This window comes from Sorangium sp. So ce1153 (genome assembly GCF_051521595.1).
Classification (GTDB): domain Bacteria; phylum Myxococcota_A; class Polyangia; order Polyangiales; family Polyangiaceae; genus Sorangium.
In genome coordinates this window covers 2,926,239-2,939,816 of the sequence record NZ_CP150361.1, presented here as the reverse complement: position 1 = coordinate 2,939,816, position 13,578 = coordinate 2,926,239, and the positions used below count along the sequence as shown (strand labels likewise).

The following is a 13,578-nucleotide window of genomic DNA, read 5'->3' as shown; positions in this document are numbered from 1 at the left end:
GACCTACCGCCCCCGGCGCACCACGCGCGCGATCTTGCGCGACAGCACGTCCGGCGCGACCGGATAGCGCGCGACATCCGCGGCCCCGGCCGCGACGAGGGCGTTCATCCGGTCCGAGGAGAGCCCGGCCGCGCACACGACGGCGTGCACGCCCGGCGCCGCGCGGCCGAGCGCCTCGAGCAGCGCGCACGCGGCCTCCACGTCCGCGCCGGCGTCGATCACGGCCACGCCGAGCCCCGACTCGGCCAGCGCGGCGCCGTCGGGCACCTCGGTGAGGTGGATCCCCTGCGCGTCGAGCCCGATCTCGCACGCCTCGCTCAGCCCCTGCCCCGCCGGCGCGATCCGGAGCAGCGCGACGGCGTGCTCCGGCGCTGACTCGAGCCGCGCCGCGGTCTCGCTCTCTGGCCACGCCGGCGCCCGCTGGCCCCGCTCCCCGGGCGGCGCTTCCCCCTTGCGCGCCGGCAGCCGCCGCGCCTCGGCCTCCTGCGACATCGCCTCCGCGAGCCGCGCCCGCGCCGCCGCGGCGCTCTCCGGCCGCCGCTCGGGCAGCTTGGCCAGCAGATCCAGCCGGAGCCGCTCCAGGAGCGGCGGGACCGGCGGCGCCCCGGGCGGCCGGACCAGCGGCGGCGGGATCGAGAACATGTGCATCGCCATGAGCTCGATCGCCGGGAGCCCGGTGAACGGCGGCCGCCCTTGCAACATCGCCGTGAGAATGCAGCCGCACGCGTAGAGATCGGAGCTCGGGCCCACGGCGAGCGAGCGGCACTGCTCCGGGCTCATGTACTCCGGGGTGCCCGCGACCATGTCCTTCGACGTGAGCGTCGGCCCGGCGTCGAGCGGGTCGTCGAGGTGCGCCAGGCCGAAATCGACGACCTTGGCGACGCGCTCCCCGTCCTGCTCCGCGAGCAGCACGTTCTCCGGCTTGAGGTCGCGGTGCACGATGCCGCTCGCGTGCGCGGCGCCCACGCCGTCGAGGATGTCCGCGAAGATCGACGCCACCTCCGCGAGGCCGAGGAGCTCGCGCGAGCCCCGGAGCCGCGCGGCGAGCGACTGCCCCTTGAGCAGCTCCATCACGAGGTAGATCAGCCCCTCGCCGCCGTCCTCGTCGCCCCCGAGGTCGAGCACCTTGACCACGTTCCGGTGCACGAGCCGGGACGCGGCGCGCGCCTCGCGGAGGAACCGCCGCCGGCTCTCGGGGAGCGCCGCGATGTGCGGGTGCATGGTCTTCACCGCGACCGGAACGCCGAGGAGCACGTGCTCCGCCTCGTAGACCTCGCCCATGCCCCCCGCGCCGAGCAGCCGCACGAGGTTGTACTTGCCGCCGAGCACCCGCCCGACGCCCCCCCGCCGCGATGAGCCCGCGCCGGGCTCCTCCGACGGGAGCGTCTCCGCGGCCGGCGGCGGACCCGAAGCCGGCCGGGCCGGCCCGACACGGCCGGCGGCCCCCGGCGGGCGCGGGGCCTTCACCACGGTGCGGTCGGCCAGCACGGTGCGATCGGCCTCCCCGCCCCCGTCCGGCGGCCGGCGCGCCCCGTCGTCCGTGCTCACGGCGACGCCTCGCGGAAGCCCACCGCGATCTGCGCCATCACCGGGCCCTCGCCCGGCTCGCGCCACGGGCTCGCCCGCACGGACAGCGCCCCGAACAGCGCGCCGCCCGCCTCCGCGCCCGCCGACAGCCCGCCGAGCACGTCGTTCGCGCCGCCGTCCCGGTGGACGAGGTGCAGATCCAGCGCGCTGTGCAGCCGGAGCCACGGCGTCGCGTCGGCCGTCGCGCCCGCCACCAGGAAGCCCTGCGCCGGCGGCGCGGCCAGCTCACCGCCGCCCGCCGCGCTGCCGCCGCCGCCCGCCGCGCTGCCCTCGCCGCCCGCTGCGTCGCCTCCCCCGGCGGCGCGGATGCGCGCGCCGGCGTCGACCACCCAGGTGAGCGGGCCCGAGGCGCCGCCGAGCGCGACCCCGGGCTCGACGCGGACCGGCGGGCCCGCGTCGGCCAGGGGAACGCCCAGGCGGAGCGTGGGGGCGAGCTCGAACGCCGATCGGCCGAGGCGCAGGACGCGCACGCGCGCGCCGAGCCAGCCGGCGCTGCCCGCCGCCTCGCCGTCGCCGGCCGGGTTCGAGCGGAGCGCGACGTCGAGCCCCACCGGTCCGACCGCGCCGCTCGCGCGCACCTGCCCCGCGGCGACCCAGCCGGCCCCGGAGCGCGAACGCGAGCGCGCCGCGGCAGCGCCCACGGCGACCACCGCGGGCGGCGTCGGCCCGAGCCAGAGCACGTCGGAGACCCCGGACAACGGCAGCAGCGGGAGGTACGCGCCCAGCACGGGCGCGGCCGGCGCCGCCGGCAGGGGCGCCGCCGTGGGCGCTGCCGCGGCCGGCAGCTCGACCTCGCGCGTGCCGAGCACGCCCCCGCGGCCGTCGGCGACGTCGAGCCGGACGCGCAGCGGCTCCCCGGGGCGCGCCGCCTCCCGGGGCAGCGGGATCCGCGCGGTCAGCGGGCCGCCGCGCTCGCCCCCGGTGAGCGCGGCGGAGCGCGCCCCGCCCGGCAGGTGGGCGATGAGCCGCGGCGCCACCCGCTGCGCGACGTCGATCCCCTCGAGCCCCTCGAGCGCGACGCGCGCCTCGAGCGCCTGGCCGTCCGCCGCCCGCGAGGCCTCGACCGCCGCGCTCACCTTCGTGTACCGGACCGGGAGCGACGTCACCGCGCCGACGAGACGCGGTGCCTCGGCGCTGCCGCGCTCGCGCAGCCGGAGCTCGCGCGGGGCGCGCTGGAGCAGGTCGATGCGCTCGGGGACGGGGCCGAACGGCCCGCCGTCGATGGCCAGCTCGAGCGCCGGCGACGGCGTGAGCTCGACGATGCCGTACGGGTTCGCGGTGATCTCCTGCGCCGACGGGGCGACGCCCCCGGCGGCCTGCGCGGCGACGAGGTGGAACCGGCGCACCGCGCCCACCCCCAGGTATTCCTCCCGGTCGATCACGCGGACCCGGAGGAAGTAGGCGCCGGCCGGCATCTTCTCCGCGCGGAAGGACACGACGTCCGGCTTCACCTCCTCGCGGACGACGAGGTCGTTGAGCTCCGGGTCGCGCGCCACCTCGACGCGGTAGCCGGCCGCCTGCGGCGCCGGCTTCCACGACGCCGACAGGACGCCGAGCCCCGCCGGGGCCAGCGCGATCGCGGGCGCGTCCGCGGACGTCCACTCCGTCCACTCCGGCGCCGGCGGCAGCGGGCGCGGGCGCGCGGGCGGCGACCTGCCCACGAACCGGGTGCCGTGGTCCTTCGGGACCACGACGGAGAGGCCGCCCGAGCTGACCCCCGCCTTGCCGTCGAACACGGCGACCGTCGTCCGCTCCCCGCGCCGCTGCACCACCGTGTCGCGCGACGACGCGCTCACCCGGCCGCCCTCGCTCGTGACGACGTCGACCGCCTGCCCGCGCAGCGCGGCGAGCGCCGCCTTCACCTCGCCGTCCGAGAGCTCGACGGCCGCGGGCGGCGTCTTCGACACCCGGGTTCGGCTCGCGGTACCGTAGATGACGACGAGCGTGTTGGGCGCGAGGAGCACCCGAGTCCGATCCACAAACTCGATATCTGCTCGCCCGTTGTCCAGCGTGTTGACGCTCGAGTTCGTGAGGAGGGGCATGCCCGGAGTCGCCTGCGACCAGGCGCCGCCGGCCGGGCGCGCGCGCACGTCCGGGCGCATCGACCGGATCTTCGCGTCCGGGATCGACGTCACCTCGGCCGGGAGGACGAGCGTGAGCCCCTCGGCCAGCGTCGTGCCCGGGCCGCACGCGACGCGGTTGTACCGCTGGATCAGCCCGACATGGCTGGACGAGCCGTAGAGGACATTTGCGATGTCATCGCAGGTCTCTCCGCGCTGCACGCCCCACTGGATGACCGCCTCTGGATATCCGGGCGTCGGCTCTCTGGCGCTCGCCGCGCCGGTGTAACCAACGTGGCTGGCGCAGCCGAGGAGCACCGCGATAGCGACGGACAGGCCATTTGACGATGCCACGCCCGCGGCACGCTACCGGATCGAGATCGGCGTTGCAAGAGACCAGGCAATGGGATACGAGCAGACCGATGGCGTATTGGTCGGCGCGCGTCATGGCGCCCCTCCTGGCCTCCCCGCTGCTCGCCGCGGCTTTTTCCATGCCGGCCGCGGCGCAGGAGGCCACCGCGCTCGACAGGCTCGCTCCCGCGCCCGCGGGCGACGGGTTGTCCACTGTGCCTTCTGCCGTCGTGTCGGGCGATCTCCGGCCGGCGGTCGGACTTCTGTTCTCCTATTCTCATCAACCGCTCAGCGTCCGCGGGACGGATCCCCCCGGCGCGGTAACGTGGGTGGACAGGCAGGCGATCCTCCACGCGCTCGCGAGCATCGAGCTCGTGCGCCGGGTCAAGCTCGACCTCGACGCGCCCCTCGTGCTGGATCAGGGCGGCGCGTCCGGCGCTGTCGGGGGCATCAGCCTCGCGGCGCCCGCCGGCGGCGTCTCGCTCGGGGACCTCCAGGTGGGCGGGAGGGTGGCGCTGCTGCCGCAGCAGGGGCTCCGGCCGGCGGCGGCGCTCGGGCTCTCGGTCTGGCTGCCGACCGGCGACGAGGCGGCGTTCTCCGGCGCGGGCGCCGTGCGCTACGCGCCGCGCGTGCTCGTCGGGGCGGAGCACCCGGGCTTCCTGTGGTCCGCCTCGGCGGGGGGCCGGTTCCAGCGGGACTCGGGGGACAGCCTCACCGGCAGCGAGGTCTTCGTCGCCGCGGGGGTCGGCGTCCGCAAGGGCCCGCTGCAGCTCGGGTCGGAGCTCTCCGTCTGGGCCGCCGCCGGCACCCCGGCGGTCGAGGTCCCGGGCCGCGCCGGCGTGCCGCTCCAGGTCCCGGGCCGCGCCGGCGCGGAGCTCCTGTTCACCGCGCGCTGGTCGCTCGGCCCGCTCACGGTCGACGCGGGCGCCGGCCCCGGGTTCGGGCGGCTGCCCGGCACGCCCAAGGCGCGCTTCTTCGCGGCGCTCGGCCTCGCCGCGGACGTGCTGCCGGCGCCGCCCGCCGCCGCGCCCGCGGCCGCGGCGCCCGCGGGTGCGGCGGGCGCCCATCGCGGCGGCGCCGCGCGGTCGCCCGCGCCGGTCGCCGATCTCGACGGGGACACGGTCCCCGACGCGGAGGACGCGTGCCCCCGGGTCATCGGCGAGGCGCGCCCGCCGGCCGTGGCGGCCGGCGCGCGGCCGGCGTTCCGGCGCGGCTGCCCGCCGGACCGGGACGAGGACGGGATCTACGACGTCGACGATCGCTGCCCGGACGTGCCGGGCGTGAGCACCGCCGCCGCCGACGAGCCCGCCGCGAGCGCGGCGCCGCGGCCGCCATCGGGCGGCGCCGCGAGCGCGGCGCCGCGACCCACGTCGCGGCACGGCTGCCCGGCGGACACCGACGGCGACGGCATCCCGAACGTGGAGGACGCCTGCCCCTACGAGCGCGGCAAGCCGAGCGAGGACCGCGCGACGCACGGCTGCCCGTTCGCGGTGCGCATCGAGGGCTCGCAGATCGTCATCCTGCAGCAGGTGCAGTTCCCGACGGGCCGGGCCGAGATCGAGCCGGAGAGCTTCGAGCTGCTCTCCGAGGTCGCGGCGGTCCTCGAGGAGCACCCCGAGATCGCGCGGGTCGCCGTCGACGGCCACACCGACAACCAGGGCTCGGCTCAGGCGAACCTGCGCCTCTCGCAGCGCCGCGCGCTCGCCGTCGTCGCCTGGCTGACCGCGCACGGCATCGACGCCCGCCGCCTCGAGGCGCGCGGCTTCGGCGCGCGCCGCCCCCTCGCCGACAACCGCACCCGCGACGGCCGGGCGACGAACCGCCGCGTGGAGTTCCAGATCCGCAAGCGCACGGACGAGGGCGCAGCCGGCTGGAAGGACGGCCCGCTTGAGTGACGCGCCGCCCAGCGCGCCCGGCGCGCCCTCGTCGTCATCCGACCGCCGCCGCCGCCCGCGCGCGCCGGGCGGCGGCGGCGGTCGGACGACGGCGAGGGCGCGCGCGGAGGCCCCGGCGTGAGGGCGCTCTCGCTCAAGACGAAGGCGATCGCGCTGTTCACGGCGATCGCCGTCGCCCCCGTGGCCGTCGCCGTGGCGCTCCTCGCCGACGTGAACCGGCGCGCCGTGCGGACGTCCGAGGAGAGCCTGCAGGCGGCGATCCTCTCCGAGGTGGCCTCGGTGTCGATCCAGCTCGTGCGGGACGTCGAGAGCGACGCTGTCGCGGCCGCGGCGATCTTCGGCCACGCCGCGGCCGGGGCGATCCGGGACGAGGACGCGGTCGCGTCGGTGCGCGCCCTCGTCGCGACGCGCGCGCTGATCGACGCCGTGCGGCTGGAGGTGCCCGAGGCGGGGATCAGCACGGTGATCCGCAAGGCGTCGTCCGGCGCGGACGTGCCCGCGGCGCCGCCGGCGCTGCGCAGGCTGGCCGACGAGCACGGCGTGGGCTTCGGCGTGGTCGGGCCGGGCCAGGGCTTGCTCGTGGCCCGCGTGCGGTCGCCGCGCGACGCCGCCGGCGCGGCCGGCGCCGCCGCGCCTTCGCCGCCGGGCCCGGCCGGCTACGTCGTCGCGGAGGTGGGGCTCGACGCGCTCGGGCGCGACCTCGCGGCGATCGCCGGGCGCCGCTTCGGCGGCCGCGAGGTGCGGCTGCTCATCGCCGGCCACGAGCGCCGCGCGATCGCGGCGTTCGGGGTCCCGGGCGCCGCGCCGGGCAGCGACGTCTCCGGCTTGCCGCTGTGGGGCAAGCTCCCCCCGGGCGCGGTGTGGACCGACAAGCTCAGCGTGCTCAGCCCGCACGACGAGGGCGGCCAGCGGATGATCGGCGCCATCGAGACGCTGCCCGATCTCGGCTGGGCGGTCGCGATCTGGCGCCCGGAGCCGGTGGCCTTCGCGGCGCTCGACGAGATGCGGCGCCGCGGCCTCGCCGTCGCCGCGGGCGCGCTGGTCCTCGCGCTCGCCCTCGCGGTCTTCACCGCCCGGCACGTCACGCGCCCCGTCCTGCACCTCGTCGCGCAGGCGCGGCTCATCGGCGCCCGGCGCTGGCGTGAGATCGCGCTCGGCGACGGGCGGGGCGGCCGGCGCGACGAGATCGGCGAGCTCACGACCTCGCTCCGCCGCATGGCCGAGGACCTCGAGCAGGGCGAGGCCGACATCGCGCGCGAGGCGAAGCTCCGCGGGGATCTCGGCCGGTTCATGGACAAGGCCGTCGTCGACGCGATCGTCCGGGGCGAGCACCCGCTCGCCCTCGGCGGCAAGCGGGCGGCCGTGTCGGTGCTCTTCGCCGACGTCGTCGGCTTCACGCCGCTCGCCGAGTCGCGCGACGCCGAGCGGATGGTCGCCCTGCTGAACGAGCTCTTCTCGATGCTCACCGAGATCGTGTTCCGGCACGGGGGCACGGTCGACAAGTTCATCGGCGACTGCGTCATGGCGGTGTGGGGCGCCCCGCTCCCGCAGGAGGATCACGCGCGCCGCGCGCTCGCGGCCGCGGAGGACATGATGCGCTTCCTCGAGACGGCGAACGAGGAGTGGCGCGAGCGGTACGATATCGAGATCCGCCTCGGCGTCGGCGTGAACTCCGGAGAGGTGATCGTCGGCAACATCGGCTCCGACAAGCGGATGGAGTACACGGTGATCGGCGACGTGGTGAACGTGGCCTCGCGGCTCGAGGCGATCGCGGCGCCGAACCAGGTGCTGGTCTCCGAGGCGACGAGGGGCCTCGCCGGCGGCGCCTTCCCCCTGCGCGCGCTCGGCGAGCGCAACCTCACGGGGCGCAAGACGACGACGGCCGTCTACGAGCTCGATCCGGGCTGAGGGGCGGGCGCCGCGGCGCCGGGCGGCGCGGGCGCTCAGTCGTGAAGCGCGTTGATGATGCCGTCGAAGAACTCGGCGCAGCCGACGTTGCCGAGCATCCGGTCCCACCCGAGCTCGTCGAACGGCTGCGGCAGGCCGTGGTTGGTCAAGAGGACGCCGATGATCTCGAGATCCGGATCGACCCACATGAACGTGCCGGCGCCGCCCGCCTTGCCGTAGGCGCGCCGCGACAGGCGCATGCCGCCGTGGGAGAAGCGCCTGGTCCAGAGCTCCCAGCCGAGGCCCTTCGGGGTGAAGAGGAGGTTGTTGATGGGCGAGGTGTCGGTCGCCGCCGCCGTCACCTGGGGCGTGTTGTTCTTCTTCATCTGGCGCACCAGATCGGGCCGCAGGATCTCGGCGTGGCCGTACGCGCCGCCGTTCATGATCATCTGGCAGAACACGGCGATGTCCCTCGCCGTGGAGAAGACGCCGTCGCAGCCGGTGACGCCGCCCAGCGCGAAGTCCTGCTCGTCCTGCACCTCGCCTCGGGCCACGTAGCCCCGCCGCTCGCAGTACCCCGTGGCCGCGACGCGCTCGACGAGCGCCGGGGGCGGGTTGAACATCGTGTCGTTCATGCCGAGAGGGCCCCAGATGCGGCTGTCCGCGACGGTATCGAGATCTTCCCCCGCGGCAGCCTCGATCATGCGACCGAGGAGGCGGTAGGTGAGATCGCTGTAGAGCACCGACGTACCGGTCGGGTACTCGAGCGGCGTCTCGGCCATGAGGCGCCAGACGGCCTCGTCGTCCGTCATGTCCAGGAACTGGTTGTCCAGCGGCAAACCGGCCGAGTAACGGAGCATGTCATAGACGGTGACGGCCCCCTTTCCGTTGGCGGCGAACTCAGGCAGGTGGCGGGCGACCGGATCGCTCAGCCGGATCACGCCCTCCTGCGCGAGCGCGAGCGCCGACGCGGCCGTCGAGAGCACCTTGGTCATCGATTGCAGGTCGAAGATCGTATCGAGCATCACCGGATCGTCGACGCCGGCGACCTTGTTGCCGAAGGCCCGGTGACCCACGATGACCCCGTGCCGCGCGACGAGCGCCGTCGCGCCAGGGAACAGCCCGTCGTTCACCCGGCGCTGGATCCGTGCGAAGACGTCCTCCAGCCGTTCGGAGCTCATGCTCACGTCCTCTGGCTGCCCCGCGGTGAGCGTGGTGCAGGTGACGCCTCTCCAGGGGTCCGAGCCGAGCGCGGGCGCCGCGGCCGCCATCGCCGCGAACTGGGTCATCCCTTGCAAGAACTGCCTGCGGTTGAACGCTCGTCGTTGTTCGGTCATGGCTCTTCCCAACCTTGCTTTCATCAAGAATGAACGATTCCACGGACCTCGCCCGGCGGAGCCGAGGCGCGTTCAGCGTGGGCGTCTGGCGTGCATATCGGCAACATGTGCGCCAGCGCGGCTTGCTCTATTTCCCTTCGATCTGCGTGGTCAACAACACCTGATTTCCGCTGCCTTTCAGCCGAGCGGCTGGGCGCGTGTCGTCCAGTTGAGTTGGCACGACGGGAATCAACGCGCAATCGATTGCGGGATGGCGCAAGCAGATGTCCTCTCGTCTCGACATCCTGGACGACCGTGGAAGACCGTGGACGAATGCACCGGGGCGTTTCGCCCTCGCTTCGAGGCGCGCTCTCCGGGCGCAGGCGTCACCGGCGGTGGCGCTGCAGGGTGCGCTCGCGCTGCGCGATCGCCGCAGCGGAGGTGCTCGATCGCCGCGGACGTCCCCTCTCGGCGAGGCGCCGCGCCGCGCGCCGCGCTGACGGCCATCACATCATGAGGCCTTCGCGCAGGACCGCTCGATGGGAGCGCCGGTCCCTCGAGGGGTCATCGGCGACCTCGCGTCTCGCCGTGCGCGACGTTGCATCCTGTTGATTCGCTCGATCAACGCATGTGCCTCCTGTGGTGAGTCGAGCGAGCGTCTCGCTGTCAGAGCACGATGTCGACGGCGCTGCCCTGTCGCGACGATGCCGCTCGTCAACGTGCCTGGCTGTGAAGACACCGCCGCCGCGCCAGCCTCGGGCGAGGAGCACGATCCAGTCACGCGCGGCGCTCCCGGCCGCTGATGAGGCGGCGGCTGCTCGCGGAGCACACCGTCGTGAGCCGCTGGCCACCCGTGCGCTCGCCGCTCGCCGCCCGGCGCTCGCCGCTCGCCGCCGGCCACCCGGCGCTCACCGCTCGCCGCCGGCCACCCGCCGCCCGCGCCGCCCGCGCCGCCGGCCACTCGGCGCTCGCCGCTCGCCGCTCGCCGCTCGCCACCCGCGCCACCCGCGCGCTCGCCACCCGCACCCCCGCCGCCCCGCTGCCCGCCACCCGCGCCACCCGCGCGCTCGCCACCCGCGCCCCCGCCGCCCCGCTGCCCGCCGCCCGCGCCACCCGCGCGCTCGCCACCCGCGCCCCCGCCGCCCGCTGCCCGCTGCCCGCTGCCCGCCCTCATGCCTCGGCCTGGGCATCGGGAAGAACCGTCGAGGGCCCGTGACCGAAGGGGCCGCCTACGCGCGCCACCACTGCTGCATGGAGCAGTCAGCATGACGCGCGGCGATAAAGATGTCCTTGTATGAACGATTTTTTTCCTGGCTCACCGCCGCCGAACCCGTCCCCGTGACGCAGCGCACCGAAGCGGCTCGGCGCGACAGTCCCATTACCACGCCACGCCCTGCCCCATGATCGCAGTACCGACGCCGGGTTTTTCCCGAATGAGATCCTCTCTGGGGCCCTGTGTTCACCGCCCCGCGCGCGCGGCTGCTCCCGGCGACTCCAGAGCTGACGGGCCGGTCCGCGGCTCGCGCGCAGCAGCCTTTTCGCAGCCGATTTTCGCTGGCAGGCGACGCCGCGCGGCGGGACCGCTCCGAGTGACCAGGGCTGATGAGCTCGCCAACGACTCGAAAGTTCGACGTCGACGTCGCAATACCAGCGTCCAGTGAGGCTGCGTTGACGCAGCGCGCCCACGGCTTGCTCGGCAAAATCCGCTATGCTATCATGACAAATCGTATCGACAATGACTTAGCGCACGCGTCGAGAGTTTATCAACTCCGCGTGAACTATTTTGTCTCGAAGCCGCAGCCCTGGTGAGGCGCGTGTGGCTCGCTCGATAACACCGGGCGACAGTGGCGCTGAATTTCTCGGCGATCCTGGCGCTCCGATCGCGCCCCGTCGCTTGGCATCATCCGTGAATAGGCTCCGATGCGAAGACGAAACGGTCTCCGACAGGGCGCGAGAGCGCCGGGGCTGACATAGACAATCATCGGATTGGCGCGTACGACGCTCTGCATCGGCGCGCCGCACGGGACGGCTTCTTCAATGAAGCCCGCTCGGCACAACATAGCTGTTCGAAGCCGGCGCGAGAGCGCCGGACGACGACCCCAGGTCGGGATCGATCGAAACGGACGCGCGCATCGGACGACCCGAGCCGCCCGAGCACCGATCGATTCAATGGATGTTATTAGACTGTCAGCAAACCGGCGTTCCGCGTTCTCTACGAGCAAACAAAAACGAACTGAACACCCCAAATTCGAGGATATAACGAACATGAAGTCGCTCAAGTCTCGCGTTCTCTCTGGCGTCGGCGCTGCTCTCGTTGCCCTCAGCCTCTCGGCCCCCGCGCTCGCGTCGTGGGAGACCCCGGTCAAGGCCGACGCTCCGGACTACACCACCGTGGCATCCGGGCTCGTGGCCGTCGCCGCCCAGCTCACGGACACCCTGGACCTCAATGATGAGGTCATCAACGCCGAGCACATCAAGATCGTGTACCTCCAGGATGTCCTCAACGACGCCGACATCGACATCGTGGACAACACGCTGAACAACCTCATCCTGAACCTTCAGCTCCTGAACCTGCAGAACGTGCTGAAGGACGTCGACGTGGCCAACGGGATCAAGATCGGCGACGTGCTCAGCAACAACGACGTGGACGTGAGCGATGTCGTCGGCGTCAAGGTCTTCGACGTCAACGGCATCAAGAAGCTGCTCGTGTTCGTCAAGTGAGGCGGACCGCGCGACTCGGCGCGGCGCGCTGACACGCGAGACCGAAGCCCGGGAGGCCCGCCGCCTCCCGGGCTTCGCTCGGTCCGGATGGCGCTCACGCGGTACTTCTGACCAGCCAGCGCGCGCGCCGGCTCGCTCGCGCGCGGTGAGTCACAGGCTATCTCGCCGGGCCAGAGCGTGACGCGCGCGTCATGGCGGCTCGGCGCGATCAGCCATTCACGACGCCGTCGCCTCCCCCCGGCGACCGCGGTACCGGCGCCGGGTTCTTCCCGTGCGATCTTCCCTCCATCACCCTGCGCTCGCCTCTCGCGCGCTCCGCAGCTCCGGGCGACTCCGGAGCTGACGGCGCGGTCCGCTCCTCGCGCGCAACAGGCTCTGCGCAGCGAATCTTCGGTGCCCGGCGAGGCCGCGCTTCGGGGCCGAGCTCGCCAACGCCTCGAAGTTCAACGCTGACGTCGCGCTGCCATTGTCCAGTGATATTGCATCGACGCGGCGCGCCCACGCCTGGCTCGGTAGAACCTGTTAGGGTATCATGATAAATCATATCGACAATGACTTAGCGCACGCGTCGAGAGCCCATCGAGCCCGCGTGGCCTATTGTCTCGATGCCACACCCATGGTGAGGCAACCATGTCTCCCAGACAATATCGGGCGACAGCGGCGTTGAATTTATTGGCAACCTGGGCGCCCCGATCGCGACTCTGCGCTTGGCATCATCCGTGAATAGACACCAATGCGAAGACGAGACGGTCTTCGACGGAGCGCGAGAGCGCCGGAGCTGACATAAATAAGCCTTGGAGTGGCGCGTGCGACCCTACGCATCGACGCGCCGCGCGGGAGGGCTCCTTCAATGAAGCCCGCTCGGTACAAAACAGCTGCTCGAAGCCGGCGCGAGAGCGCCGGACGGCGACCCCAGGTCGAGATCGATCGAAACGGACGCGCGCGTCGGACGACCCGAGCCGCCCGAGCAAACGATCGGTCCCATGGTTCGATGAAAGGCTGTCAGCAAACCGGCTTTCTGCGCTCTGAACAGACAAATAAAACGAACGAAACACCCATAATTCGAGGATAAACGAACATGAAGTCGCTCAAGTCTCGCGTTCTCTCCGGCGTCGGCGCTGCTCTCGTTGCCCTCAGCCTCTCGGCCCCCGCGCTCGCGTCGTGGGAGACCCCGGTCAAGGCCGACGCTCCGGACTACACCACCGTGGCCTCCGGGCTCGTGGCCGTCGCCGCCCAGCTCACGGACACCCTGGACCTCAACGATGAGGTCATCAACGCCGAGCACATCAAGGTCGTGTACCTCCAGGACGTCCTCAACGACGCCGACATCGACATCGTGGACAACACCCTGAACAACCTCGTCTTGAACCTTCAGATCCTCAACCTGCAGAACGTGCTGAAGGACGTCGACGTGGCCAACGGGATCAAGATCGGCGACGTGCTCAGCAACAACGACGTGGACGTGAGCGATGTCGTCGGCGTCAAGGTCTTCGACGTCAACGGTATCAAGAAGCTGCTCGTGTTCGTCAAGTGAGGCAAGTGAGGCGAGCCGCGCGGCTCGGCGCGGCGCGCTGACACGCGAGACCGAAGCCCGGGAGGCCCGCCGCCTCCCGGGCTCCTGTCGGTCAAGATGACCGATTGCCCGGTCATTCTGACCGGCGAGCGCGCGCGCCGGCTCGCTCGCGGGCCGGGAAACACAGGCCATCGCCGCCTGGCCCCCGGGGTGCTCTCGCACGCCTCGCGGTCCGCTCGCCTCGGCAG

Annotated in this window: 8 protein-coding genes; 4 read left to right on the top strand and 4 right to left on the bottom strand. The window is 73.2% G+C overall.

Annotated features, from left to right (window positions below):
• Positions 1-3 precede the first annotated feature (3 nt).
• Both WME85_RS10380 and WME85_RS10375 read right to left on the bottom strand, forming a co-directional pair.
• A complete protein-coding gene (locus tag WME85_RS10380) occupies positions 4-1,548 on the bottom strand; it encodes a protein kinase domain-containing protein (protein ID WP_437837437.1) in 1,545 nt (514 codons plus the stop codon).
• Positions 1,545-4,001 (bottom strand): FecR domain-containing protein, encoded by a 2,457-nt coding sequence (locus WME85_RS10375; protein WP_437837436.1) that lies wholly within the window; start codon positions 3,999-4,001, stop codon positions 1,545-1,547. Before WME85_RS10375 ends, WME85_RS10380 begins: the two co-directional genes overlap by 4 nt.
• Before the next feature lie 68 nt (positions 4,002-4,069).
• Between WME85_RS10375 and WME85_RS10370 the strand changes: the two genes are divergently transcribed.
• On the top strand, positions 4,070-5,893 hold the full coding sequence (locus WME85_RS10370; RefSeq protein WP_437837435.1) for an OmpA family protein: 1,824 nt from the start codon (positions 4,070-4,072) through the stop codon (positions 5,891-5,893).
• 117 nt (positions 5,894-6,010) lie between these two features.
• Positions 6,011-7,801 (top strand): adenylate/guanylate cyclase domain-containing protein, encoded by a 1,791-nt coding sequence (locus WME85_RS10365; protein WP_437837434.1) that lies wholly within the window; start codon positions 6,011-6,013, stop codon positions 7,799-7,801.
• Between the two features lie 35 nt (positions 7,802-7,836).
• On the opposite strand, the gene WME85_RS10360 is transcribed toward WME85_RS10365, so the two are convergent.
• Together WME85_RS10360 and WME85_RS10355 are read right to left on the bottom strand one after the other, a co-directional pair.
• The gene (locus WME85_RS10360; RefSeq protein ID WP_437837433.1) at positions 7,837-9,117 is read right to left on the bottom strand and encodes a serine hydrolase domain-containing protein; all 1,281 of its coding nucleotides are present in this window, start codon (positions 9,115-9,117) and stop codon (positions 7,837-7,839) included.
• A 756-nt stretch (positions 9,118-9,873) separates the two neighbouring features.
• Positions 9,874-10,224 carry a hypothetical protein gene (locus WME85_RS10355; protein ID WP_437837432.1) on the bottom strand — a complete coding sequence of 117 codons (351 nt, stop codon included), beginning with the start codon at positions 10,222-10,224 and terminating at the stop codon, positions 9,874-9,876.
• A gap of 1,137 nt (positions 10,225-11,361) precedes the next feature.
• Here WME85_RS10355 and WME85_RS10350 point away from each other — a divergent pair.
• Positions 11,362-11,817 carry a hypothetical protein gene (locus WME85_RS10350; RefSeq protein ID WP_437837431.1) on the top strand — a complete coding sequence of 152 codons (456 nt, stop codon included), beginning with the start codon at positions 11,362-11,364 and terminating at the stop codon, positions 11,815-11,817.
• A 1,078-nt stretch (positions 11,818-12,895) separates the two neighbouring features.
• On the top strand, positions 12,896-13,351 hold the full coding sequence (locus WME85_RS10345) for a hypothetical protein (RefSeq protein WP_437837430.1): 456 nt from the start codon (positions 12,896-12,898) through the stop codon (positions 13,349-13,351).
• Positions 13,352-13,578: the final 227 nt, after the last annotated feature.